Below are 24,511 nucleotides of genomic sequence, written 5' to 3' on the forward strand. Positions count from 1 at the left end.
GAACTTCACCCGCCGACACGCCCCCGCCTCGATGACTGGCTACGCCACGGCTGGCACGATGACCACTGTGCAACAGTCCACCGATCCCGCCGCCAAGCCGACCAGTCGGAAACGTTTCCTGACGGTTGCCGCGCTCGCCCTCATGCTTGTTCCCTTGCTTGCCGGGTGCATCCGCGTGCAGGTGTCGATGGGAGTGTCCGCGAACGATCGTGTGACCGGACAGGTGGTAGCTGCCGCTATTCCGGCGAACGAGGCGGACAAGGGTCCGCAGCTGACCCCACCTTCGTCGCTGGAGGACAAGATACGGGTTCAGGAGTACAAGAAGGACGGGTACGTCGGCAGCCAGGCGTTCTTCAGCGACTTGTCCTTCGGTGACGTCGCCCAACTGGGCTCCATGTACGCCGAGGGGTCCGGGTCGTTCCAGATCACCCTCAAGCGATCCGGGGACACCGTCACGCTCGACGGCAAGGCAGACCTGAAGACGGTTCCAACTCAGGGCGCCGACGTCCAGGTCAGCATCGCCTTCCCGGCACGGGTCGGCACGACCAACGGAACACGAGACGGCGATTCCCGGGTGTCGTGGACCTTGCCCGCCGGCGAGGTGTCGACAATGCGCGCCGAGGTCAACTACGCGGACCCAAGCACCCGAAGCTTCGCCGGGTGGGCAGGAATCATGGCCGGGCTGGCGCTCGGTGTCGCGATTGTCGTCGGTGCGATGGCCTGGATGGCGCGCAATCGAGCACCGATCAAGCGCGCGCCCGCCGCGAAAGCACCGGTCATGAAGACGCCTGTCACGAAATCACCTGCCAGCAAGCAAGCTGACAACAGGAATCCGAAAAACACCACGAAGTAGCGCCTGGCGATTGCCCCACTCGATTGGTGTCGAGCGGGGCAACCGGGATCAGACGGCTTGCGCTGTCCCGACAGAGGTGTCGGGGGTGAGACCGAGTCGCTCGAGGACCTCACTGGTGGCGCGCGCAAAGTTCAAAGTGATGAAGTGCAGGCACGGAGCGCCTTCGGCGATCAACCGCTCACCCATCTCGGTGGCCAGATCGATGCCGAGTTCGCGGACCGCTGCACGGTTCTCGTCCGGACCGCTTCCGGCCGCGGCGTCGAATCGACGCTCGAGAGCGGGGGGCAACGACGAGCCCGAGAGCTCGAGCATGCGCCGCACCGAGCGCAGCGACGTCACCGGCATGATCTCCGGGATGATCGGCTTGGCGCCCTGTTCTGCGTCGTACGCACTCACCCGGTCACGAAGACGCAGGTAGTCCTCCACGTCGAAGAACATCTGCGTGATCGAGTACTCGGCGCCGGCACGCAACTTCGACACCAGGTACTTCGTGTCGTATGCCAAGTCCGGAGCGCGGTAGTGCCCCTCGGGGAACGACGCGACGCCGACGTGGAAGTCGCCCAGGTCACGGACCATCCGCACGAGTTCCTCGGCGTACTCGACGCCTTCGGGATGCTTCTTCCATTCGCCGAGCGGATCGCCGGGCGGATCGCCGCGCAATACGAGGATGTTGCTGATCCCACGATCGGCGTAGGCACCGACCATGGCGCGAAGCTCTTCGGTGCTGTGTGAGACAGCAGTCAGGTGAGCAACCGGCAGCAGGGTCGTCTCTTCGGCAAGTTCGCCGGTGACACGCACCGTACGATCGCGCGTCGAGCCACCTGCGCCGTAGGTCATCGAGACGAATGCCGGTCCGAGCCGCTCGAAGGTACGCACCGCACGCCACAGGCGCGCTTCGGCGTCCGCGTCACGCGGCGGCGAAAACTCGACCGAGAACGGAATACGGCTACCTGTCGAGGAAGCGATCCGATCGACGATCGACGGTGTTCGGGTGGCCCATCCCTCGCTGGAGCGGCCCCTGACTGGATCGAATGTCACCGGTCAAGCATATGTTTTCCAGCTGCAAACAAGCTCATCGCCCAGTACTGCGTATCCCGAATGTCAGGATCGCGCAGTTCACGGCCCGACCCGCCGTTGATTCCAACCCCCACTAAGCTGGGCTCCAAGCTCGCTTCCGTGTAACCCTCCGGCGCGAGAACATACCGATCTTGGAGGCCACCCTGTCCGCAGGAACCGCGCGCGTTGGACAGAGTTCGACCAACACCGCACCGCATCCGACCTCACTCGAACTGCCGGGTCTGTTCGAAGCAGCGCTCCGCGACTTCTTCGATTCACGCCGCGAACTCGTCTCGAACATCGGCGGTGGATACGAGGAGGCCGTCAGCACCCTCGAGGCCTTCGTCCTGCGCGGAGGAAAGCGCGTCCGACCGTCGTTCGCCTGGACGGGATGGCTCGGCGCCGGAGGCGACCCGAACGGTAAGAACGCAGACGCGGTGATTCGTGCGTGCGCCGCCCTCGAACTGGTGCAGGCCTGCGCGCTCGTCCACGACGACATCATCGACGCATCCACGACCAGGCGCGGCTTCCCGACCGTTCACGTCGAATTCGAGAACCAGCACCGAGACGAGGAGTGGAGCGGCGATTCCGCGCACTTCGGCGAGGCCGTCGCCATTCTTCTCGGCGACCTGGCCTTGGCCTGGGCGGACGACATGATCCGAGAATCCGGGATCAGCCCCGAGGCGGCCGCACGTGTCAGCCCGGTCTGGTCGGCAATGCGCACCGAGGTGCTCGGTGGCCAATTCCTCGACATCAGCAACGAAGCCCGAGGCGACGAGACCGTCGAGGCAGCCATGCGGGTCAACCGCTACAAGACCGCCGCGTACACGATCGAACGCCCACTGCACCTCGGCGCCGCGCTGTTCGGTGCGGACGCCGAGTTGGTCGATGCCTACCGGACCTTCGGCACGGACATCGGTATCGCCTTCCAACTTCGCGACGACCTGCTCGGTGTCTTCGGAGATCCGTCCGTCACGGGCAAACCGTCGGGCGACGATCTCATCGCCGGTAAGCGAACTGTCCTGTTCGCGATGGCGCTTGCCCGCGCCGACGCCGCAGATCCGGCGGCAGCAGAACTGCTCCGCAACGGAATCGGCACGCAGCTGACCGACACCGAGGTCGACACTCTGCGCCAGGTGATCACCGATCTGGGCGCCGTCACCGACGTCGAAACGCAGATCGACACCCTCGTCGAGACAGCTGCGAACGCCCTCGACTCGAGCACGGCAACGGCAGAGTCCAAGGCTCGCCTGACCGACATGGCGATCGCGGCCACGAAGCGAAGCTACTGACCGTGGCACACGTGCACCGCACTCGAACCGTCAGCTCGCCGACCGATCGAGTCGTGATCGTCGGCGCGGGACTTGCCGGACTGTCTGCGGGGTTGTATCTGCGTGGCGCCGGCCGCGACGTCACGATTCTCGAGAGCAACAGCTCGGTCGGTGGGCGAGTCGGTGTCTACCAGGGCAATGACTACAGCATCGACAACGGCGCAACGGTGCTCACGATGCCCGAACTCGTCGAAGACGCGCTTGCCGCCGTCGGTGCCGACCCAGCCTCGACAAACCCCAAATTCGTTGTGCACAAGCTCGATCCGACGTACCACGCGCGATTCGCAGACGGCACCGCTGTCGATGTCCACGCCGATCCAGAAGACATGGCTGCCGAGGTCTCCCGTGTCTGCGGGCCGGAAGAAGCGCAGCGATACCGTGCGTTGCGGCGATGGCTGAACCGGATCTTCGACGCGGAATTCGACCGCTTCATGGACGCCGACTTCGATTCTCCCCTCGGACTGGTCAATTCGCGTGACGCAGTCAAAGATCTGAGCCGGCTCGTCGCACTGGGAGGATTCGGGAAACTGGGCGGGCAGGTGGATCGCAAGATCCGCGACCCTCGCCTCCGGCGGATCTTCACCTTCCAAGCGCTGTATGCGGGCGTTGCTCCGTCTCGGGCCCTCGCGGTGTACGGGGCGATCGCTCACATGGACACCTCACTCGGCGTCTACTTCCCCGAGGGCGGGATGCGCACGATCGCCGAGTCGATGGCCGACGCCTTCACCGAGGCCGGCGGAATTCTGCATCTCGGCCGCACTGTCGAACGCCTCGAGGTGAGCGGACGGCGCGTGCACACCGTTCACACACGCGACGGCGAGCGCTTCGACTGTGACGCCGCCGTCCTCACTCCCGACATGGCCGTCACGGACTCGCTCTTGCGCCCGCATACGCGATTGCGTCCGCGCCCGGTGCGTACATCGCCGTCCGCTGTCGTGATTCACGGCACTGTTTCCTCCGCGGTCGCCGACGAATGGCCCGCGCAGCGACACCACATGATCGACTTCGGCGAGGCGTGGAAGCGTACCTTCGCCGAGATCACGGCACGCCGCGGCCGCGGGCGACTGATGAGTGATCCGTCACTGCTCGTCACCCGACCGGCACAGACCGATCCGAGCCTGGCCTTCTCGCGAGACGGCCGAATCCGTGAACCGCTGTCAGTCCTCGCGCCGTGTCCGAATCTGGACAGTGCAAGTCTCGACTGGTCGACTCTCGGCCCGCCCTACGTGCGCGAAATCATCCTCACGCTGCAAGAACGTGGCTACACGGGACTGGTCGAAGGGTTCGAGATCGATCACGTCGACACCCCGCAGACCTGGCTCGAGAAGGGCATGGCCGCGGGTAGCCCGTTCGCAGCGGCACACACCTTCACCCAGACGGGGCCGTTCCGACGCAAGAACCTCGCCCGCGGCTTCGACAACGTCGTTCTCGCCGGATCGGGAACCGTTCCGGGGGTGGGAGTACCGACCGTTCTGCTGTCCGGACGGCTCGCCGCCGAACGTATTACCGGTACACGCGAGCGAGCCAGCGCGGTGGGCACTCGTGCGAGCAACTAAACTAGCCCCTCGTAACCGACCATTCATCCACGATTCACCGACTCGGGCGCTGCATGCGCCGATCGACACCGATCTCCTCGGGGGAGGAACCTGCACCGATGACGTCCTCTGCCGCAGCCACTGAAAGACCGTGGCACCTAAGGGCCGCCAATTTCCTTCGGACTCCCGAAGGTCACAGTGCACTGCTCGGTTTCTTCGGCGCAGTCATGATCACTTTCGGCGGATTCGGTGCCGGTAGCGTCCGGCGCCAAGATCCGCTGCTCGAGTCGATGCATCTGTCCTGGCTCCGTTTCGGACACGGATCGATTCTGTCGGCGGCCATCGTCTGGATCGGTGTCCTGTGCATGATCGCCGCCTGGGTTCGACTGGGCCGCTCGACTCTGCGCGGTGACGTCTCGTTGCGCGGCCTGCGCTACGTCGTCCCGGTCTGGACGTTTCCGCTGCTGTTCGCGGTGCCCATGTTCAGCCGTGACGCCTACTCCTACCTGGCGCAAGGCGCGTTGTTGCGCAACGGCTTCGACCCGTATGCCGTCGGCCCCGTCGTCAATCCGGGAATCCTGCTCGACAACGTCTCCAACGTGTGGACGACGACAACTACCCCGTACGGTCCGGTTCACCTTCTCCTTGCCGACGCCATCGTTCGGCTGACCGGTGAGAACGTCATCGCCGGCACGATGCTGTTGCGGATCACGATGCTCCCCGGACTCGCCCTGATGATGTGGGCCGTTCCCCATCTCGCGACGAAGCTCGGCGGAAACACCTCGATCGCCCTGTGGCTCGCAGTACTCAATCCCCTCGTCCTGATCCACCTGATCGGCGGCGTTCACAACGAGATGCTCATGGTCGGCCTCATGGCCGCAGGCATTGCGCTCGCTCTCGAACGCAAGCACCTCTTCGGGATCGGGCTGATCGCGCTCGCCGTCGCGATCAAGGCAACCGCGGGCGTCGCACTTCCCTTCATAGTCTGGATCTGGATGATCCACGAGCGGGAGGACGCCGCAGCGGCCGGGCGAGAACCGGCGTCACCGATCCGATCGTTCGTCAAAACGGCCGGCGCAGGTTTCGCGGTGTTCGTGGCGGTACTCGGATCCACCTCACTGATCGCCGGAGTCGGCCTCGGCTGGACGACGGCACTCTCCGGTTCGGCAAAGATCATCAACTGGCTCTCGCTGCCCACGATCGTGGCGCACATCGGAACCATGGCAACCTCCTGGTTCGCCGGCGACCATTTCAACGACATCCTCGAAGTCTCCCGGACCATCTCGGCGGTTGTGTTGATCGCGATCATCGCCGTCGTGTGGTGGCGCTACCGCAAGACCGAGCGCGACGCCGTCATGGGCATCGTGATCGTGATGGTCGCCATCGTCGTTCTGTCCCCCGCAGCACTCCCCTGGTACTACTCCTGGCCGCTGGCAGTAGCTGCCGGTTTCGCAATGTCGCCGACGACTCTCGCCGTACTGACCGGGCTGTCCACCTGGCTGATGCTGGTGTTCCAGCCGGACGGATCGATCGGCCTCTACACGTTCCCGCACGTGGCTCTGGCCATCGTCGCTGCCGTGATCGCGGCGATGTCCTTGCAGACGGAAGACCCACTGCGACTTCGTGGACGCAAACACGAGAAACCGATCGAAATGACGTCAGCCGCCTCGGCGCCCTCGACGTCAGGATCTGCGTGATCCGCGTGTCATGAACGCACTGCCTGCGTCCTATGAATTCTGCGAGGACGTGACGAGGGAACACGGCCGAACGTACTTTCTGGCCACCCGGTTGTTGCCCGTACCTCGACGCCGCGCAGTTCACGCGCTCTACGCATTTGCTCGCGTCGTCGACGACATCGTGGACGAACCCTCGGGTCCGCATGAACGAGGCACGGTGCTCGCCGACGTCGAACGTGCAGCCGTCAACGCACTCGACAACCCCACTGCGACAGGTGGCTTCCCGTCGACGGTTCCCCTCGACCTGACACGCGTACTCCCGGCCTTCGCGGATGCTGTGAAGACGTTCGACATCCCGCGCGCATATTTCGACGCCTTCTTCGAGTCCATGCGGATGGACGCCCCCGACACGGCGAAGTTTCGACCCGTTTACAACACGATGGACGAACTCAGCGAGTACATGTACGGCTCTGCCGTCGTCATCGGTTTGCAGATGCTCCCGATTCTCGGAGTGAGCGTTCCGCAGCAGGAAGCTGTAGTGCCCGCGTCGAATCTCGGTGAGGCGTTTCAGCTGACCAACTTCATCCGCGACGTCGGTGAAGACCTCGACCGGGGACGTCTGTATCTACCGGCGGGCGAGTTCGCCGCATTCGGGGTCGACATCGAGATGCTCGAGCACGGGCGCAGAACCGGAACGGTGGACGTTCGGGTCAAGCGCGCGCTGGCACACTTCATTGCCGTGACGCGGGGGAGGTATCGGTCTGCCGAATCTGGCATCCCGATGCTCGATCGGCGGGTCCAGCCGTCGATCCGCACGGCTTTCGTGTTGTACGGAGCAATTCTCGACCAGGTCGAGCGCGCCGACTTCCGGATACTGCATCGACGTGTGTCCGTTCCCGGACGCACGCGACTTCGAGTCGCTGCGCCGGGTCTGGTCCGGTCGGCAACCTACGCGGCGAAAAACCGCATGCGGTGAGTTGTCAGAAGGCCGGCAGCTCAGAAAGCCATGGCCTGTGCGCGGCGGATGACCTCACGCGCGAGATCACCATGCAGTGCGTCCACCGGGCGCCCCGGCAGGGAATCGTCGGCCAGGAACAACCAGCGGAGGATTTCGACATCGGTGTAGCCGCCGTCGTGCAGCACCGCCAGCAGACCGGGCAGCCACTTGACGATCTGGCCGTCCTCGCCGAAGAACACTTCGGGGACACCGAGAACGCCATGCCGCTTGACTGCGATGATCTTGTGATCGCGAAGCAACTGGTGAACCTTGCTCACCGGCAACCCGACGTTCTTCGCCACATCCACCAGCTGGAACAGGGAAACCGAAGAATCCAGGACATCATCACAATAAGGAATCGCGCTCACCGCGAGAAGTTTATCCGGTCCGGCGAGCCCGCTGTGTACCGCCCGGTGCAGTGCTCGAAACTGCCGCTCCGCTCAGGTCACAGCGCTCTGTGACGTTCTCGAGACTTCCGCGTCGGTATCGCTGGCTACGATGGACGGGATGCGGCGTATCAGTAACCGGGATTTCGCGGTGGATGTAAATGGGTGCCCTCACTGCGGGAGCCAGTACGCGGTAAACAACCACCCACATGCCGACAGCTACCACCTAGACCGCAAGCAGACAGATCGCAAGCACGGAGGAACAGTCATTACGGAGGTCGAGGGTTGATCGGCGAAATGCTCGAGCGCCGCTATCGAGTGGACGCACCGATCGCGCGCGGCGGTATGTCGACCGTGTATCGAGGCCTCGATACACGGTTGGATCGACCTGTCGCGATCAAGGTGATGGACCCGCAATTCGCCGGCGATCCAGCGTTCCTGACTCGTTTCGAGTTCGAGGCCCGGGCCGTGGCCCGACTCAAGCATCCGGCCCTTGTGGCCGTCTACGACCAAGGCAGCGATCGCAATCACGTGTTCCTCGTGATGGAACTCGTCGACGGTGGAACCTTGCGTGAACTCCTTCGTGAGCGCGGACCGATGCCGCCACACGCAGTCGCTGCAGTCGTGGCACCTGTCCTGGACGCGTTGGCGGTGGCGCATCGAGCGGGACTGGTGCACCGTGACGTCAAACCCGAGAACATCTTGATCTCGGACACCGGCGAAGTGAAGATCGCCGACTTCGGATTGGTGCGTGCAGCTGCGGCAGCAACCACCACCTCCAACAGCGTGATCCTCGGCACCGCGGCCTATCTGTCGCCGGAACAGGTGACGTCAGGAATTGCCGACACTCGAAGCGACGTCTATTCCACCGGCGTGTTGATGTTCGAACTTCTCACCGGTACAACACCGTTCACCGGCGATACGTCACTCTCCATCGCCTACCAACGCATCCACGACGATGTCCCGCGCCCAGGTTCACGTATCCCCGGTGTACCGGCGCAGTTCGATCGTCTGGTTGCCGAAGCCACTCACCGCGAGCCCGCACATCGTTTCGCCGACGCCGGTGAGATGGCAGCTGCACTTCGCAGTGTGAGCGAGCAACTGGAACTTCCGTCATACCGCGTTCCCGCTCCGCGTCGAAGCGCCCAGCACCAGAGCGCGCAAGTTGCCCCGGCCCGGCCACAACCGGCGCCTGCGCCTCCCACGGAGGTACACCCGAACTCTGCTGCGCGCCCGAACCCTGCTGCCACGACGGTATTGGCGTCCGGCGTGGCCCCGGCTGTGGCAGCCACCACGGCGCTCGGCACGGGCTCTCCTCCCCCTGGCGGTATCCAGCACACTCGCGCGGTCACCGCACAAACTGCTCGTCCGGCGACGGTCGACGGCGACTCGGATTTCGACGACGGTTCCGATTTCGACGACGACCACCCGGGGCACGACGATCCGCATGCTCATTTTGTCGAGGCACGACGCAAATCGCGACGAGCCACCCTGATCTGGCTGCTCGTCATCGCGGTCCTCGCGCTCGCGTTGGGCTTCGGCGGATGGTGGATGGGATCGGGCCGCTATACAGCCGTTCCCTCGATCGACGGGCTGACAAAGGACACTGCGGTCACCGCTCTGCAGGACGCCGGGCTCTCCCCCGACGTCCAGGGTCAGTACTCCGACGCCCAACCCATCGACACGGTGATCGGGACAGACCCGGCCTCCGGCTCCAGGGTTACCAAAGGCTCGACCGTCGCGCTGCTGACTTCGCTCGGGCGTCCGACTGTCCCGCCCATTCCGGCCGGCGGCGACGTCTCGGCCCTGGGCGCACAACTCGCCGATCGCACTCTCGTCGCGGTCGACGGCGGGGACACATTCAGCTCCAAGATCCCGATCGGCGGCGTGGCCGCGCTCGACCCGGCACCGGGAACCGAAGTTGCCGTGGGCTCCTCGGTCAAGGTCATCACATCCAAAGGGTCACCGCCCGTGGACATTCCCGATGTGAAGGGCATGTCCGAGAACGCTGCGCGCGCCGCCCTCGACAAGGTAGGTATCTCCGTCAGCACCACCAGAACAACGTTCGACGACGCCGTCGAGGGCGGTAGCGTGATCGGCACCGATCCCGCAGTCGGGTCCTCCGTCAACGCCGGCACCTCCGTGGTTCTCCTCATCTCCGACTCCGTCAAGGTTCCCTCGCTGATCGGCCGCTCCGTCTCCTCAGCACGCGAAGAACTCGGCCGCCTCGGCCTCGAGATCACCGTGCGTCAGCTCACCCAGAACGACAGCTCGGTCATCATCAGCCAGAGCGTCAAGAACGATCTCGTTGCCAAGGGCACCGACATCAGCGTCGTCGCAATTCCCTGACAGTCCGCTTCGGCCTAATCTGAATTCATGGCCACGTGGGAACCCGAGAGCATTGGGATACTCGACTTGCCGTCGGGGAGATCGATTCGGGGTCGAGGACTCCGCAATCCACTTCCTTCCGGACCTCTCCCCACCTTCGGCGTCTATCTGACCGGTAAAGAACCTCCCGACACCGAGTGGGAGTCGGAGTGGGTCCGCTGGCGAGATTTCTGGTTGCCGAGCGATCCCGATGCGCTGCGCAGGGCCTTGCACGAAGTGTGGGTGCGCTCGGAAACCGAAAGCGTCGAGATCGCGTGCGGTGGTGGATACGGCCGCACCGGAACAGCGTTGGCCGCTCTTGCCGTCATGGACGGAGTGCCCAGTAAGGACGCCACCGCGTACGTTCGCGCACGTTACTCACCTCGCGCCGTCGAAATGCCCTGGCAGCGCCGATTCGTCACACGATTCACGCAATAGCGAACGCCCCCACCTGCGCGAGCGGGTGAGGGCGTTTGCCGAAAATCTATGCCGGCGCGAATCAGCTTCGGCGAAGCAGGGTTTCAGCCTCGCAGCATCTCGGCCACGAGGAACGCGAGCTCCAACGACTGTTGGGTGTTCAATCGGGGGTCGCACGCCGTCTCGTAGCGACCGCCGAGATCGAGGTCGGAGATGTCCTGCGCGCCGCCGAGGCACTCGGTGACGTTCTCACCGGTCAGCTCGACGTGGATGCCACCCGGATGCGTGCCGAGACCGTTGTGGACCTCGAAGAATCCCTGGACCTCGTCGACGATGCGGTCGAAGTGGCGCGTCTTGTACCCGGTGGAGGCTTCGTGGGTGTTGCCGTGCATCGGATCGCACTGCCAGATGACCTGGTGACCGGTGGCTTGGACCTTCTCGATGATCGCCGGCAGCAGGTCGCGGACCTTGCCGTTGCCCATGCGCGAGATCAGAGTCAGACGACCTGGCTTGTTGGTGGGGTCGAGACGCTCGACGTATTCCACCGCCATTTCCGGCGTCGTGCTCGGGCCGATCTTGAGGCCGATCGGGTTGGACACCAACTCGGCGAAGGCGATGTGCGCGCCGTCGAGCTGACGAGTGCGGTCACCGATCCAGAGGAAGTGAGCCGACAGGTCGTAGAGCTTGGGGTGATCGCTGTCGTTGTCGAGACGCAGCATCGCGCGCTCGTAGTCGAGAACCAGGGCCTCGTGGCTGGCAAAGATCTGTGCCTGGTGCAGGCTCGGATCGGTGACGCCACACGCGTTCATGAACTGCAGGCCGCGGTCGATCTCGGCTGCCAGTTGCTCGTAGCGTGCGCCCGCGGGCGACGCTGCGACGAATTCGCGGTTCCAATCGTGCACCTTGTGCAGGTCGGCCATGCCGGCGCCGGTGAGTGCGCGAACCAGGTTCATCGCGGCGCTGGCGTTGGCGTATGCACGCACCAGTCGCGAAGGATCGTGGGCGCGGACTGCCTCGTCGGCGACGAGCGAGTTGATCATGTCGCCGCGGTAGGACTTCAGACCCAACGAGTCGATGTCGGCAGAGCGCGGTTTGGCGTACTGGCCGGCGATGCGAGCGACCTTGACGACCGGCATCGAGGAACCGTAGGTGAGCACGACGGCCATCTGCAGCAACGTGCGGATGTTTCCCTTGATGTGCGGCTCGGTGTTGTCCGCGAAGGTCTCGGCGCAGTCACCGCCCTGAAGCAGAAATGCCTCACCACGCGCGACCTGCGCGAGACGCTCTTGCAGCGCCTCGACTTCGCTGGCCACCGTGATGGGAGGCACGCTCTCGAGCACAGTCCGCATGGCGGCCGCCTGGTCAGCAGGCCACGAGGGCTGCTGAGCAGCGGGCTTCGCGAGCGCCTCGTCGAGCTGCTTACGCAGTCCGGCAGGCAGCGGCGGGAGTTCGGGCAAGCGGTCGATCGGCACGTCGACAGTCCAGTTCACCTCTACAGGATATTCGCTCGCTCGTCGGCGCGTCACACAGGCTCTCGATCGCAGCCCAATCGGAACACTTCCCGCGCACCGAAACCGGGGTCAGCGAAGTGACCGTGCAGCCGAAATGGCGTCGAACTTCACGAGGTTGTGCCTGGCGTCGGCAAGTGCGTCGTGTGCGTCGGCGGGCGCCGACGGGAGGGCAGGACTGCCGTTGTCTTCCCAGAACTGTCGGAGTTCGCGGGTGTACCGCGGCATCGACTGCGGTAGTTCGGTCATATCGCCCCACAACTGGCACAGCGCGACGTGGTCGTAGGCGGCGACCCACGCCCAGAGCTCCGGAACCACCATCGGCCGCGGAACGAAGAATTTCAGAAGATCGTCGCGGATCTTCTCGCGTGATTTCCACAGCGGCGACGAAGGCTGCGGCAACTTCGGCAGCACGTTCTTGCGCACCCAACTACCGGCACGGGCGGGATCGAACTCCGTCGAGACAGCGTAATACTCTCGGCCGTCCTCACAGACAACGCCGATTGACACGAGATCGATGGTTCGACCGTCTTCGATGAATTCACAGTCGTAGAAGTAGCGCACGTCCGAAAACTATGCCGCACGCGCAGGCTCTGGAGCCAATGCGCGTGCGGCCGGTGTGGGAAATCTCTAGCTGGCTTGTGCGTCCGGGAGCGAATCCTTGTCGGACTTCGCGGATTCCTTCGACTCGGCCGAGGCCACGAGATCGACAACCGACTCGCCGCCTTCCGCCGGAACGTCGACGGCAGCTTCGGGTTTCGTGGGCGCCTGGTTCTTGAGGCTTGCCGCGTAGATGTCCACGTACTCCTGGCCGGAGAGTTTCATCAACTTGTACATCACCTCGTCGGTCACAGCGCGCTCGACGAAGCGGTTTCCGCCCATGCCTTCGAAGCGGGAGAAATCGATGGGTTCGCCGACAATCACGGTGACCTTGGCGGGACGCCACATCCGTGAGCCGATCGGATTCATCTTGTCGGTGCCGACCATCGCTACCGGGATCACCTTGACGCCCGATTCAAGTGCGAGGCGCGCCATTCCGGTCTTGCCCTTGTAGAGGCGACCGTCAGGCGAGCGCGTCCCCTCGGGGTAGATACCCAGCAGGCTGCCCGAACCGAGGACCTTGAGACCGGCGTTGAGTGCATCCTGCGCCGCGTCTGCACCGGTTCGGTCGATGGGGACCTGACCGACCGCGGTGAAGAACCACTTCTGGAAAGCGCCCTTCAGACCGGAACCGGTGAAGTACTCACTCTTGGCAAGGAACGTGATGCGGCGGTTGACGCGAAGCGGAAGGTAGAACGAGTCCAGAACCGCCTGGTGATTGCTGGCCAGAATGGCCGCCCCGTCAGTCGGAATGTTCTCGTGACCCTTGACCGTCGGACGCCCGAGCAGCCAGAGAATCGGCCCCAGCAACACATACTTGAAGAGCCAATACCACACGGCGTCCCTCCCATTCACAGCTGAATTTCGCTGAGTACGACCTTACTGCCGACCGGTAACCCCCGCTACACACGCCCCTGCAGGATCGACCCGATCACAGTCCGGCAGACGTGGTTCCAGCGCCGTCGACCCCACCGAGATCCTGAGGCACTACCGATCGGGCCAATGCGGCGGCGCCGACCATGCCCGCAGCTTCGCCCAGCTGAGCGGAACGGATGCGGGCCAGTGGGCGGTGCTTCGCCCCGGTCAACAATGTCGCGTACTGCTCACGGGCGTCGTCGAGAAACAGTGGGGCAGAACTCGCGACGCCGCCTGCGATCACGACCAGATCGGGATCGTAGACGTCCCCGACCATCGCCAATCCGACGGCCAGCCAACGTGTGAACTCGGCAATGGTTGCCAGAGCGAGTGGGTCACCGTCCTGCGCGGCGTTGGCGATCCGGCGACCGGTGAGGGAACCCGGATCCACCGCTACTTCGCGCGCCAGAACCGTCGACGCAGCCGGGTCGGCGGCCAGCAGTTCGATTGCCGTGTCCACGAGCGCCGTTCCGCTGCAATAGCGCTCCCAACACCCACGTTTGCCACACGCACACTGACGCCCGCCTGGCACGACCTGGATGTGGCCGAGTTCGGGGGCGACGCCGTGACTCCCCCGGTACAGCTCACCGTTGATCAGCAGCGCACCGCCGATTCCGGTCCCGATTGCCACCATCACGACATTGCGGCCACCTGCGGCCGCGCCGAATCGGTGCTCCGCGAACGCCGCTGCATTGGCGTCGTGTTCGAGAACGACCGGCAAGCCGAGCCGCTTGCTCAAGTCACTTCCGACCGGCGCGTCCACCCACGGCAAGTGCGGAGCGAACCGAACCGAGCTTCGATCGGAGGTGATGAAGCCGGCGACCGCCAACCCCACGGCCGATACCTCGTGCCTGGTGACCAATTCGCGCACGACGCGATCGAGACCGTCTTCGAGTGCCCTGGCCGACTGCGGGGTCGGGGCTTGAATCATCTCGAGCACTTGTCCGTCGACGTCCACGACGGAGGCCCTGATACTCGTCCCGCCGACGTCGATGCCGACCGTCAAGATGTCGTCCATGGTGGAGTCGGAGACCGCTTTCAAGCGGCGCGCGCTCATCGCGACGATTCCCGCGAGAGCGGCGTCCGCTGGAGTGCGCACCCTGAATCGGTGCCTCGTGCGTCGGTGACCATTGTGTCGATTGTGCTCATCTCGGGCCGTTCGCTCTACCCGGGGTACTGAGTCAGTCCTTGACCGTCACGTTGATCGGGACAAATGCCGCCGTGCGAGTTCGCTCCGCACCTGGCGTCGTCGGACCGCCTTCGGGTCCACGATCGGGGCCTGACGGCCCCCCGAGAAACTCGTCGAGAATCTCACGAAGCAACGCAAGGAATGCTGCTGCTTGACCCGCGAGGAATGCCAACAGTTCGTGGTGCTCACCGCGAACCAGTGCGGCGAGGGCGCACACCGGACACCAGCTGCAGCCGGTGAACACCGGCTGCGTGTCCGTGGACGCCGAGTCACTCGCAACGTCGGCCGTCGCTGCTGCGGCCTTCTGCAGCACCGGTTCCAGGCGCGTCAGAACGGTTTCCGCCAGCGCGCGAAACTCCGCGACGAGGCGCTCGTGCTCTTCGCTCATACCGGCCACACCGCGGGATCCGGGCTGAACCGGATGATCAGGTAACTGCCGTCCAACTCCGCCCCGTTCACGACACAACGACGCAGCACCGACGCCAAACGAACTCTGCGTCGTACGCCGTCTGCTCCCACCAGCACATCGTCCTCCACCCGGCCCAACGACAACGACGACGGATCCACGAGCGGAAGGTACATCCGCATCACGTACACCGAATCGACTCCGGTCCCGGACTCCAACGACACCACGATGTTGTCCGCGGTACCGACGGTGCCCGAATCCGTGCCCGTTCCACCCTCGAACGTGGCCGCGATCTCGCCCAGAGCGGCCAACCCTACCGGTTCGGCGCAAGCGCGTTCGACCGTTGTGACGGACATTCCATCGGTTGATCCACGCAGTTCGTCCACGACGAGTGCCTGAGCCGCCCGGATCGAGGCGAGCCACTGCGCCGCCGGTGAATCGTCGGCACCCTTCCCGGCGGACGAGTTGAACTGCGGGACAAGGTTGTTGACCACAATCCCGTCAACTCGCAACCCGGCCAGAGCCAGCCCGGACAACGTCCGACGAGTCGCCGCGACCGACACGCCGTCGGCCGACGTCACCACACGCACGCCGGTGTTCTCCCGATCCGAGAGGTGAACCGCGATCCGATCCACCGACGCGAGCACGCGTTCGACGACGGACACGAGCAGGAGCAGCCGCATGTCCGTACCTGTCACAGCGACCATCCGCCTGTGCCGCGGCCACAATCGCTCGAGATACTCCGACACCATCGACGGCGAGCCGAGTATCCGCAGCGCTTCGGCGGCGGCCGGACAGTCCACGATCACGAGGTCGTAGTCGCCGCTGTCCGAGAGGTCGACGATCTCGGCGAGCCCGAGCATGTCTTGGATGCCCAGGGATCCCGTCAACTCTTCCGGTTCCAAGCCCTCGAACGACGAACCGTGTTCGTGATCTCCCGCTCCGAAAGTTCCTGCAGCGTCGAGCAACCCCGACAATCCTCGGAACTTGTCCTCGAGGAGCGCTGACGTGTCGAGTTGCCGGACGTCGAGACGCTCGGTGAGAGATGTGGTCGTTCGCGGATTCGGCACGCCCAGGACGTCTGCAAGAGAACCTGCCTGATCGATCGACACGAGCAGCACTCTCGCCCCATCGGTCGCAGCCGACACAGCAGTCGCTGCGGCAAGCGTCGTCGTGCCTACTCCGCCTTTACCGACGAACAGTTGGACGCGCGATCGTTGCTCCGGCACTCAGCCCTCGACTCGCTTCTTCAGTTCCTTCAGAGCTGTGTCGGTGATGATCTTCTCGGCCTTGCGCTTGAACAGTCCGATCATCGGAATCGTCAGGTCGACCGTCAACTCGTAGGTGACCGACGTGGTGCCGTTCGGGCCGGGCTCGAGTGTGTACGAACCGAATTGGGACTTCTGAATCTCGCCCGAGATCAGCTCCCAACTCACCGCCATACCGTCCGGTGCCCACGAATACTGCAGTTCGTAGGTGTCCTTCACCATCCCCGCGTCGAGGACGAAACGTACTCGGTCCGCGCGGCCGCCCTGTCCCGGCGCCGTCACCTCGACGGACTTCGCCGCGGCCACCCACTCGGGGTACCGCTCGAAATCGGCGATGACGTCCATCACGGCGTCGGCAGGAGCGTCGATGCTGATCAACCCCTTGGTCTTCTCGGCCATACGACTGCGCTACCTTCCTTCGTCAAAAGTCCAGAACCTGCACAACGTGCAGTGCTTCGATTATCAGTCCGGTGCTACTCCGGCGGCACGTCCCGCTTCGAGTTCGCGTTTGAGCTGGAACGACATGACCTTGCCATCGACCCGACGCTTGCGGTTCATCCCGGCGAGGTCGAGGGTCGCCAGATCGGACGGCGATACGCCGACCGGCTCACAGTGCAGGAAGTAGTGCGCGATCGTCCCGTCCATGACCGGTTCGAGCCACACCTCCATGGTGCCGACCAGCTGACCTGACACTCCCCAACGGAATCCTGCGGGACCGCGATCTTCCCGGACTTCGAGCTCGAGATCACTGAACCAGCGACGCCACTGCGCGCGCGAGGACAACAGTTCGGCGACCCGCTCGGGCGGGGCGGCGATGAAAGTCTGGTCTGCGACCTGAATGCTGCTCACCGAAGTAGCTTCACATATCGCGTCCGCGAAGCGTCGAGGGGTGTCGCAACACTACATACCGGACAGACTGTAAGCCTGGCCACAACTGCGTCGGACATGCGACTACAGTAGGAGACGAAAACCCTACTCGTCAGTATTTCGCAGTGTCGGAGGTATTTCGTGCCTGAGTTCAGCGCACCCCAGACGTTCACCATTCCCGAGGATGCCTCCGCGGTCGACTCGGTCTTCGCCTTCGCGAAGACGAAGCCGGCGGCGGTTGTCTACAAGCGCAAAGTCGGAAATGCATGGGTCGATGTCACTGCAGGCGATTTCGCCGCTCAGGTGACTGCCGTCGCCAAGGGCCTCATCGCGATCGGCGTCAAGCAGGGCGACCGCGTCGGCCTCATGTCGGCGACGCGTTTCGAATGGCCGCTCGTCGACTACGCCATCTGGGCAGCCGGTGGCGTGACGGTTCCGATCTACGAAACCTCCGCAGCCGAGCAGGTTCGTTGGATTCTCGAGGACTCCGAAGCAATCGACCTCATCGTCGAGAACGACACTCACGCCGCGACCGTGAAGGACGTCGCTGCAGCCGCACCCGCGCTGCGCACGGTCTACCAGATCGATGCCGCGGCGGGCGGTAAGGGTGTCGTCGAGGAATTGACCGCACTGGGCGCCGACATCTCCGACGAGGACGTCCACGCCCGCGTCGCTGCACTGAAGGCATCCGATCCCGCGACCCTGATCTACACGTCGGGCACCACAGGCCGACCCAAGGGCTGCCAGCTGACGCACTCCAACCTGATTGCCGAGTCGAAGGGCATCCTCGACTCCAACCTCGGCACGCTGCTCAAGACTCCTGGCGTTCGCACTCTGATGTTCTTGCCGCTCGCGCACGTTCTCGCTCGCGCAGTCAGCATCGCGTCGTTCGATGCCGGTGCAGCGCTGGGGCACACGAGCGACATCCCGAACCTCGTTCCGACGTTCGGCGAGTTCAAGCCCGACTTCATCCTCTCGGTGCCGCGCGTGTTCGAGAAGGTCTACAACAGCGCACGCGCCAAGGCGCACGGCGACGGCAAGGGAAAGATCTTCGACGCGGCCGCAGACACTGCCGTCGCGTGGAGCGAGGCGCAGGACAAGGGCGGCGCCGGCATCGTTCTCAAGGCCAAGCACGCTCTCTTCGACAAGCTCGTGTACTCGAAGCTGCGCGCAGCGCTCGGCGGGCAGTGCCAGCTGGCCATTTCCGGTGGTGCACCTCTGGGCGCTCGACTCGGCCACTTCTTCCGCGGTATCGGCGTCACGATTTACGAGGGCTACGGACTGACCGAAACCACCGCGGCCTTCGCCGTCAACACCATCGGCGCACAGAAGGTCGGTTCTGTCGGAAAGCCGTTGGCCGGCAACTCCGTTCGTATCGCAGAAGACGGCGAAATCCTCCTCTCGGGACCGGTGGTCTTCACCGGCTACTGGCGCAACGAGAAGGCCACCGCCGAGTCGATCGAGAACGGCTGGTTCCACACCGGCGACCTCGGCACCGTCGACAAGGACGGCTACATCACCATCACCGGCCGCAAGAAGGAAATCATCGTCACGGCAGGCGGCAAGAACGTCTCCCCCGCTCAGCTCGAAGATTCCCTTCGCGCGCACCCGCTGATCAGCCAGGCCATCGTGGTCGGCGACCAGAAGCCTTTCATCGGCGCCCTCATCACCATCGACGCCGAAGCCCTTCCCGCCTGGAACGAGCGCAACAACAAGGCCGCAGGAACCACAGCGGCCGACCTGGTTTCGGACGGCGAACTGGTCGGCGAAATCCAGGACGCCATCGACGAGGCCAACAAGCTCGTCTCACACGCCGAGGCGATCAAGAAGTTCCGCATTCTTCCGGTCGACTTCTCCGAGGACACAGGCGAACTCACGCCCACGATGAAGCTCAAGCGCAACGTCGTGCACGAGAGCTTTGCCGCCGACATCGAAAAGATCTACGCCAAGTAGTCTTTCGCCGATCAGTCCTCTGCCGACACGAACGTGCCGACACGAACGGCCCGCACCGAATTCGGTGCGGGCCGTTCGCGTTCGAGTCCCGGTTGCTCAGCCGAGGAGATTACGCAGTTTCGAAGCGAGCGTGTCCCACTTCCAGTCTTCGGCAACCCATGCCCGGCCGGCTGCTCCCATCGCGGCCGCGCGATCACGATCGGACAGCACCTCGATCACGGATTCGGCGACGTCGCGAACCGAGGTGCCGTCGACCACGAGCCCGGTCTTGTTCTGCTGCACCGTTTCCGGAGCGCCACCACTGCGCCCGGCGATGACCGGCACACCGGTAGCCGAGGCCTCGAGGTAGACGATTCCCAGTCCTTCGACGTCCAATCCGGCGCCTCGGGTACGGCACGGCATGGCGAACACGTCGGCGATCGTGTGGTGCGCCGCCAACTCTGCGGCGGGCACCGTGCCCGTGAAGACGACGTGATCGTCCATCCCGGTCTTACGCGCCAATTGGCGGAGATAGTCCTCGTACGGCCCACCTCCGACGATCACCAGTACCGCCCCGTCAATGCTCTTGCGTACGGTCGGCAGCGCCTTGATGAGCATGTCCTGCCCCTTGCGTGGCACGAGCCGCGACAGGCACAGGATCGTGGGCCGCTCACCCAGCCCGTATCGCTTACGCAGTTCCGCGCGGGCGACCGAGTCCGGGTGGAACACTGACGTGTCCACTCCGGAAGGAAGGTGCTCGAGCGCCGCTTGCGGGCCGAAGGCCGCCGAGAACCGCCCACGGGTGTATTTGCTGACGAACGTCACCGCATCGGTGTGGTCACCGATCACACGCAACGACTGCCGCGCACCGGGAATCATCGACCATCCGACCTCGTGGCCGTGAGTACTCGCGATCACTCGGCTCGCTCCGGCGCGTCGAACAACCGGTGCCAACAACGCCAACGGTGCTGCCGCACCGAACCAGACCGACTCGCAGTCGTGCTTCTTGACCAACTTCGCGGCTCGACGAGCGACAAAAGGCGACGGCAGCATCAGCGTCGTCGGGTGCCGAACGACCTCGAAAGGCTGTGCCGCATCGAACTTCTTGTGCGAGTCGCCCCGCCACCGCGGTGCGTACACCACCAACTTGTCCGGCGGCAGATGCCCGGCGAACGTGTGGAGATAGGACTGGATACCTCCGGGGCGAGGAGGAAAATCGTTGGTCACCAAGAGGGTCCGGCGCATCCGTCCACCGTAGGGCACTCGGTGCTTCAAACGTGCGAAGGGCACCTCGCCGCTGCAATCGACCCAGCCGCGAACTACTCAGCCCAGATGGCTGTTGGTCCAGTCGATCCATCCAGTTCGCAGTTCCTCGGTTCCGACGCCAACGACCGCTCGGATCCGCGAATCGAGGTCTTCGGCCGTCATCTTTCCGGAGGCGAGAGCGCGAAAGAGGTCGGTCAACTTTGCTTCTCCGAATCGATCGGCGATATACGCGTTGATCGACCACGCCGATTCGTACGCCAGTGAACTCACGACCGGTACACCGCTGAACTGCGTGTCGTCCGGAAACTCGGTCGGAGTATCGCCGGAGCGTACCGCTGCCGCCAGAGTCGGCGCGATCTCACCCCAGGCCCGCGAGGATCCACGGTTTCCCGCGTATTCGGCAAACCCTTCCAATACCCACATCGGCGACCCGTCACGGGTTTTCGATCGGGCGGCTATGTGCATCAGTTCGTGGCGCAACACCGTTCGCCTGGTGATGTCGGTCAACCTCGAAGCCGCGGCAGGCGAGAAGACCACCCGCTGGCCGCTCACGTCGGAAGACCCGTCCGCCGTCGCATCCGCGACCGACACTGCGGCAATCGAAGCGCCGTCGTGATGGGAGCCGACCAGTGCGGTGAATTCCTCAGCGGACCCCGCCACCATGAGCACCGCGCGCTCGGACCACCACGGCCCCCACAACTGCGTCGTGTTCTCGATGGCTGAGTCCACATCGGCAGCCAAAGCGTCGACGAACGCCTGCTGACCCGGGTGGCCGATCACCAGCGCGTTACCCGCAGAATTCTCGGCGACGGCAAGCGGGCCGAAGTCCCAGGGGCCGTTCCAGGATTCGCCCGCCGTTCGGGCGCCGTCGAGTCCGACGATCGACCCGTCCGCAAGAACCGACCACTGATCGCCGCGTTTCGCGAGTGTCATGGACACTGCCTTGCGCGTGGGCAATGCGTCGACGCCGTCGAGGGCGTACCGCAACAGAACTTGCGCATTCCATACTTCGACGTCTCCGCCCGGCGCACCGGTTCGCTGCGCCGGAGTCAGGCCGCCGCTGGGAATCTCGTATCCCCAGTCGGAGAATTCGAGCGCTCCCGCTGCAGTGGCTCGTCGAACTTCCGCCTCGAGCACACCGGGTGCGGCGGAACTGTCGACGAACTTCGCCAGCCCCGACGGATCGTCGGACATCTGAGCCGCGGCCCATGCATCGAGAAAGCTCTGGACTTGAGCGCTGCGTTCCGCGTCCTGTTCGGCGGCGGCGTTTTCGTCGGAATCGGACCTGTTCGTCAGGAAGATCGTCAGGCCCAGAACGAGCACCACGGCTACACCGAGCGCCACGAGGGCCGGATACTCCCAACGGCGTGGTCGATCTGCGCCGACGTCGGGCGTCGTCATCGGTTCAGTCGGCACGGTGCCGAGTGTAGGAGAACTCGACTCGACGCTTCACGGCGGCTGGCCACACGCCGCTCGGGCGCAGCAAGCCGTCAGTAACGACGCGCAGTGGAGAACTCCATGCCTGCCATCGACTGGACCTTCACCGGTACGCCGAACGTCGACGCATGCAGAATGTTTCCGTCGCCGGCGTAGATGCCGACATGCGAGTTGTCGCTGTAGAAAGTCACGACGTCGCCGGGCTGTAGTTGGTCCCTCGACACCGGTACACCGCCCTGCGCCTGCGCTTGGCTCGATCGCGGCAGAGTCTTTCCGATCTGCTTGTAGGCCCACACCACCAGACCTGAGCAGTCGAACTCGTTCGGGCCGGTCGCGCCCCAGACGTACGGGTCACCGATCCGCGTGAGGCCTGCCTGCAGAGCAGCAGCACCCGAGCCAGGGGTCAAGTTAGCCAGTATTTTGCTGAGATCGACGTCCGGCGGGAAAGGCGTACCGCTCAGTTGGTTACGTTCGTCGTCGGTGAGATTCTGGAAGGCTTTGGTCACGTCGGCGATCTGCGTCTGCAGTTCACTCTGCTTACGCTGCAAATCGTCACTGAGTGCGCGGGCTTGATCGGCGGCGGTTCGCGCTTCTTCGGCCGATCGCTTCGACGCTTCCGAGGCGGCACGCGCATCGGCAGTGGCTTGGTTGAACTGAGAGACCTGCACTGCCGCGTCGTTGGAAATCACGTCGAGCGCAGACATCTGGTCGAGCAACTGCTGCGGCGAGTCGCTCACCATCAACGCAAAGAGGCGATTGGTTCGCGCACCCTGGTAATTCGCTGTGGCAATACGGTTTACCGCCGGAGCGAACTCGGCGACGCGCGCCGAAGCCGCGTCGAGAAGACCCTGATCGGCTGCCGATCGCACGTCCGCATCGTTCGCGACTGCCAGCTTCGCGTCGAGGTCGATCTGCGCGTTGTGCAGCGCTTCGTTGGTCTGCTCGGAAACCCGGGAGAGTTCACCGAGCTTGTCGAGCGCCTCGGTGGGGTTGGTGATGACGGGGTCGGCACCGGCCTGCATCGAAGGCCCTGCAACGAGTCCGAACGCCAGCACTCCCACTGTCAATGCGGCCCGTACTCGACTGTTGTTTTTCGATGAAACCACGGAATGCAACTCTCCGTCTCGGTGAAGCGACGTCGACCGGGACCGGTCGACGATCTGTTAGCTGGCTGTCAACTATCCACAGTACCTGTCTCGGCCGCGCAATGTCTCGATAAGGTTACGGAACGGCATACGTTTGTGTCTACTCGCCGGTAGGCGTGTCGGGGTGAAGTACCGGGCGAATTGTCGCGAAACGAAAATATGGGCCCCGAATCGAAGATTCGAGGCCCACATTCGAAGATCCGGAGCTCCCCCGAGCTCCGCCGCATCACAGCGGCGGATCGTTCCGACTGCCTACCGGAGACAGCCGTCGAGCGTGTTCAGAAATCAGTAACGGCGAGCGCCGTCGTACGGCATCGAGGACACCGGAGCGAGCTTCACGGGCTGACCAGCGGTCGACGCGTGGATGACATTGCCGTTACCGGCGTAGATGCCCGAATGCGATCCGCCGTAGAAGGAGATCACGTCGCCGACCTGAAGATCGGACTGTGCGACGGCAACGCCGGCTGCAGCCTGGTCGTAGCTCGTGCGAGGCAGGTTGAGACCGGCCTGCTTGTATGCCCACTGAACGAGACCGGAGCAGTCGAATGCGTCCGGGCCGGCTGCGCCGTACACGTACGGGGAGCCCAGCTTGCTCTCTGCGGCGCGAACTGCCTGCTCACCAACACTGGAGATGGGAGCGGCCGGTGCAGCCGGTGCGATGTCGGTGATGCCCGGAATGACCGGCAACTGAGGAATAGAAACGCCCGGAACCTCGAACGTGCCGACGCCGGGGATGGTGATGGGGTCTGCCGAGGCAGGTGCAGCGGTTGCAGCGAATGCTCCGACTGCGAGCGCGCCGGCTACTGCCAACTGCGCTGAACGCTTGAAACTCTGTGACGCCACTTAAGGGGTGCTCCATTTCTTCCATTCATCCGCCGACCGAGTTAGCTGACGGGTTCGGGCTGGGAAGATCAGCCCTACCCGCGTGGTCTGCAGCGATCCTGCGTGCTGCACCCCAGGCGGGATTCACCCCAGTGGAAACTTGGGTTCCCGGTTCGGGTTCCTCGCGGAGATCCCGATTAGGCGGTTCCTGACGATGCCGGTCCTGTTTGGTCCGGCAAGACTTCGTTAGGTCTCAGGAAGGTTACGAAATGATCGCGACGATGTCGACCGCTTCGTGACAATCGCGCCCGATTCGCCGGAAATCGTGGTGCCGCGCCCGCGATACGCCCGGCGGGTCACGGGGAGATAACAACAGGTCGGTTCGGCGACCCACTCCAGGCCGTCAAACCCGCGCCCGCTACCCACTGCCAAGGCTCACCAAACCCGACAATCCGATCTTCCATGCAGTTCAACGATGATTACTTGAAACTAGAACTTGTTCCGGTCACGGACGCGGTTTCAGCCATCGACAGACGCA

At 64.2% G+C, this 24,511-nt stretch carries 22 protein-coding genes and 1 riboswitch; of the genes, 8 read left to right on the forward strand and 14 right to left on the reverse strand.

Annotated features, from left to right (window positions below; all coding sequences use genetic code 11):
• The first annotated feature begins 58 nt into the window (after positions 1-58).
• Positions 59-853, forward strand: coding sequence for an LppM family (lipo)protein (locus V3587_RS19420; RefSeq protein WP_063892119.1), 795 nt, complete (start codon positions 59-61; stop codon positions 851-853).
• A 48-nt stretch (positions 854-901) separates the two neighbouring features.
• Here V3587_RS19420 and V3587_RS19425 read toward each other — a convergent pair whose 3' ends face one another.
• Complete coding sequence (locus tag V3587_RS19425; protein WP_003941803.1) at positions 902-1,891, reverse strand: methylenetetrahydrofolate reductase; 990 nt, start codon at positions 1,889-1,891, stop codon at positions 902-904.
• A 170-nt stretch (positions 1,892-2,061) separates the two neighbouring features.
• Here V3587_RS19425 and V3587_RS19430 point away from each other — a divergent pair, with 170 nt between their 5' ends.
• The 4 genes from V3587_RS19430 (at position 2,062) to V3587_RS19445 (ending at position 7,427) form a co-directional block, all read left to right on the forward strand.
• Positions 2,062-3,201, forward strand: coding sequence for a polyprenyl synthetase family protein (locus V3587_RS19430; protein WP_283377201.1), 1,140 nt, complete (start codon positions 2,062-2,064; stop codon positions 3,199-3,201).
• A 2-nt stretch (positions 3,202-3,203) separates the two neighbouring features.
• Entirely contained in the window at positions 3,204-4,796 is a 1,593-nt protein-coding gene (crtI, locus tag V3587_RS19435; protein ID WP_283377202.1) for a phytoene desaturase family protein, read from the forward strand.
• A gap of 98 nt (positions 4,797-4,894) precedes the next feature.
• A complete protein-coding gene (locus tag V3587_RS19440) occupies positions 4,895-6,472 on the forward strand; it encodes an alpha-(1->6)-mannopyranosyltransferase A (RefSeq protein ID WP_003941737.1) in 1,578 nt (525 codons plus the stop codon).
• Between the two features lie 10 nt (positions 6,473-6,482).
• Complete coding sequence (locus V3587_RS19445; RefSeq protein WP_007730072.1) at positions 6,483-7,427, forward strand: phytoene/squalene synthase family protein; 945 nt, start codon at positions 6,483-6,485, stop codon at positions 7,425-7,427.
• Positions 7,428-7,447: 20 nt separating this feature from the next.
• Here V3587_RS19445 and V3587_RS19450 read toward each other — a convergent pair whose 3' ends face one another.
• Entirely contained in the window at positions 7,448-7,816 is a 369-nt protein-coding gene (locus V3587_RS19450; protein WP_003941747.1) for an Rv2175c family DNA-binding protein, read from the reverse strand.
• A 315-nt stretch (positions 7,817-8,131) separates the two neighbouring features.
• Between V3587_RS19450 and pknB the strand changes: the two genes are divergently transcribed.
• Both pknB and V3587_RS19460 read left to right on the forward strand, forming a co-directional pair.
• Entirely contained in the window at positions 8,132-10,183 is a 2,052-nt protein-coding gene (pknB, locus tag V3587_RS19455; protein ID WP_283377203.1) for a Stk1 family PASTA domain-containing Ser/Thr kinase, read from the forward strand.
• Positions 10,184-10,210: 27 nt separating this feature from the next.
• Positions 10,211-10,639: a protein-tyrosine phosphatase family protein gene (locus V3587_RS19460; protein WP_283377204.1), complete on the forward strand. Its 429-nt coding sequence runs from the start codon at positions 10,211-10,213 to the stop codon at positions 10,637-10,639.
• 83 nt (positions 10,640-10,722) lie between these two features.
• Here V3587_RS19460 and V3587_RS19465 read toward each other — a convergent pair whose 3' ends face one another.
• From V3587_RS19465 to V3587_RS19500, 8 genes are all read right to left on the reverse strand, one after another.
• On the reverse strand, positions 10,723-12,108 hold the full coding sequence (locus V3587_RS19465; protein ID WP_007730070.1) for a class II 3-deoxy-7-phosphoheptulonate synthase: 1,386 nt from the start codon (positions 12,106-12,108) through the stop codon (positions 10,723-10,725).
• 90 nt (positions 12,109-12,198) lie between these two features.
• On the reverse strand, positions 12,199-12,690 hold the full coding sequence (locus V3587_RS19470) for a polyadenylate-specific 3'-exoribonuclease AS (RefSeq protein ID WP_003941683.1): 492 nt from the start codon (positions 12,688-12,690) through the stop codon (positions 12,199-12,201).
• Between the two features lie 66 nt (positions 12,691-12,756).
• On the reverse strand, positions 12,757-13,563 hold the full coding sequence (locus tag V3587_RS19475) for a lysophospholipid acyltransferase family protein (RefSeq protein WP_003941692.1): 807 nt from the start codon (positions 13,561-13,563) through the stop codon (positions 12,757-12,759).
• A 94-nt stretch (positions 13,564-13,657) separates the two neighbouring features.
• On the reverse strand, positions 13,658-14,698 hold the full coding sequence (locus tag V3587_RS19480) for an ROK family protein (RefSeq protein ID WP_020969875.1): 1,041 nt from the start codon (positions 14,696-14,698) through the stop codon (positions 13,658-13,660).
• Positions 14,699-14,822: 124 nt separating this feature from the next.
• Positions 14,823-15,218 carry a hypothetical protein gene (locus V3587_RS19485; RefSeq protein WP_007730069.1) on the reverse strand — a complete coding sequence of 132 codons (396 nt, stop codon included), beginning with the start codon at positions 15,216-15,218 and terminating at the stop codon, positions 14,823-14,825.
• The gene (locus V3587_RS19490; protein WP_161120631.1) at positions 15,215-16,465 is read right to left on the reverse strand and encodes an ArsA family ATPase; all 1,251 of its coding nucleotides are present in this window, start codon (positions 16,463-16,465) and stop codon (positions 15,215-15,217) included. The genes V3587_RS19485 and V3587_RS19490 overlap by 4 nt, the downstream gene beginning before the upstream one ends.
• Positions 16,466-16,903 carry an SRPBCC family protein gene (locus V3587_RS19495; protein ID WP_003941701.1) on the reverse strand — a complete coding sequence of 146 codons (438 nt, stop codon included), beginning with the start codon at positions 16,901-16,903 and terminating at the stop codon, positions 16,466-16,468.
• Between the two features lie 63 nt (positions 16,904-16,966).
• Positions 16,967-17,353, reverse strand: a complete 387-nt coding sequence (locus V3587_RS19500) for a hypothetical protein (RefSeq protein ID WP_003941776.1) — start codon at positions 17,351-17,353, stop codon at positions 16,967-16,969.
• A gap of 159 nt (positions 17,354-17,512) precedes the next feature.
• Here V3587_RS19500 and V3587_RS19505 point away from each other — a divergent pair, with 159 nt between their 5' ends.
• Positions 17,513-19,324, forward strand: coding sequence for an AMP-dependent synthetase/ligase (locus tag V3587_RS19505; protein ID WP_047887999.1), 1,812 nt, complete (start codon positions 17,513-17,515; stop codon positions 19,322-19,324).
• A gap of 96 nt (positions 19,325-19,420) precedes the next feature.
• On the opposite strand, the gene V3587_RS19510 is transcribed toward V3587_RS19505, so the two are convergent.
• From V3587_RS19510 to V3587_RS19525, 4 genes are all read right to left on the reverse strand, one after another.
• Complete coding sequence (locus tag V3587_RS19510; RefSeq protein WP_064444143.1) at positions 19,421-20,548, reverse strand: glycosyltransferase family 4 protein; 1,128 nt, start codon at positions 20,546-20,548, stop codon at positions 19,421-19,423.
• Between the two features lie 78 nt (positions 20,549-20,626).
• Positions 20,627-21,985 carry a peptidase MA family metallohydrolase gene (locus V3587_RS19515; RefSeq protein WP_283377205.1) on the reverse strand — a complete coding sequence of 453 codons (1,359 nt, stop codon included), beginning with the start codon at positions 21,983-21,985 and terminating at the stop codon, positions 20,627-20,629.
• Positions 21,986-22,059: 74 nt separating this feature from the next.
• Positions 22,060-23,112, reverse strand: a complete 1,053-nt coding sequence (locus tag V3587_RS19520; protein ID WP_003941704.1) for a C40 family peptidase — start codon at positions 23,110-23,112, stop codon at positions 22,060-22,062.
• A gap of 324 nt (positions 23,113-23,436) precedes the next feature.
• The gene (locus V3587_RS19525; protein ID WP_003941754.1) at positions 23,437-23,994 is read right to left on the reverse strand and encodes a C40 family peptidase; all 558 of its coding nucleotides are present in this window, start codon (positions 23,992-23,994) and stop codon (positions 23,437-23,439) included.
• A gap of 14 nt (positions 23,995-24,008) precedes the next feature.
• Positions 24,009-24,187: riboswitch (cyclic di-AMP (ydaO/yuaA leader) on the reverse strand.
• Positions 24,188-24,511: the final 324 nt, after the last annotated feature.

It is taken from the genome of Rhodococcus sp. IEGM 1306 (genome assembly GCF_036541985.1).
Classification (GTDB): domain Bacteria; phylum Actinomycetota; class Actinomycetes; order Mycobacteriales; family Mycobacteriaceae; genus Rhodococcus_F; species Rhodococcus_F qingshengii.

Bases quoted from the DNA above. Each gene is read 5' to 3' on its own strand.
- V3587_RS19420 (WP_063892119.1), top strand. From the start codon at position 59: ATGACCACTGTGCAACAGTCCACCGATCCCGCCGCCAAGCCGACCAGT.
- V3587_RS19440 (WP_003941737.1), top strand. From the start codon at position 4,895: ATGACGTCCTCTGCCGCAGCCACTGAAAGACCGTGGCACCTAAGGGCC.
- V3587_RS19445 (WP_007730072.1), top strand. From the start codon at position 6,483: ATGAACGCACTGCCTGCGTCCTATGAATTCTGCGAGGACGTGACGAGG.
- pknB (WP_283377203.1), top strand. From the start codon at position 8,132: ATGCTCGAGCGCCGCTATCGAGTGGACGCACCGATCGCGCGCGGCGGT.
- V3587_RS19460 (WP_283377204.1), top strand. From the start codon at position 10,211: ATGGCCACGTGGGAACCCGAGAGCATTGGGATACTCGACTTGCCGTCG.
- V3587_RS19480 (WP_020969875.1), bottom strand. From the start codon at position 14,698: ATGAGCGCGCGCCGCTTGAAAGCGGTCTCCGACTCCACCATGGACGAC.
- V3587_RS19485 (WP_007730069.1), bottom strand. From the start codon at position 15,218: ATGAGCGAAGAGCACGAGCGCCTCGTCGCGGAGTTTCGCGCGCTGGCG.
- V3587_RS19495 (WP_003941701.1), bottom strand. From the start codon at position 16,903: ATGGCCGAGAAGACCAAGGGGTTGATCAGCATCGACGCTCCTGCCGAC.
- V3587_RS19510 (WP_064444143.1), bottom strand. From the start codon at position 20,548: ATGCGCCGGACCCTCTTGGTGACCAACGATTTTCCTCCTCGCCCCGGA.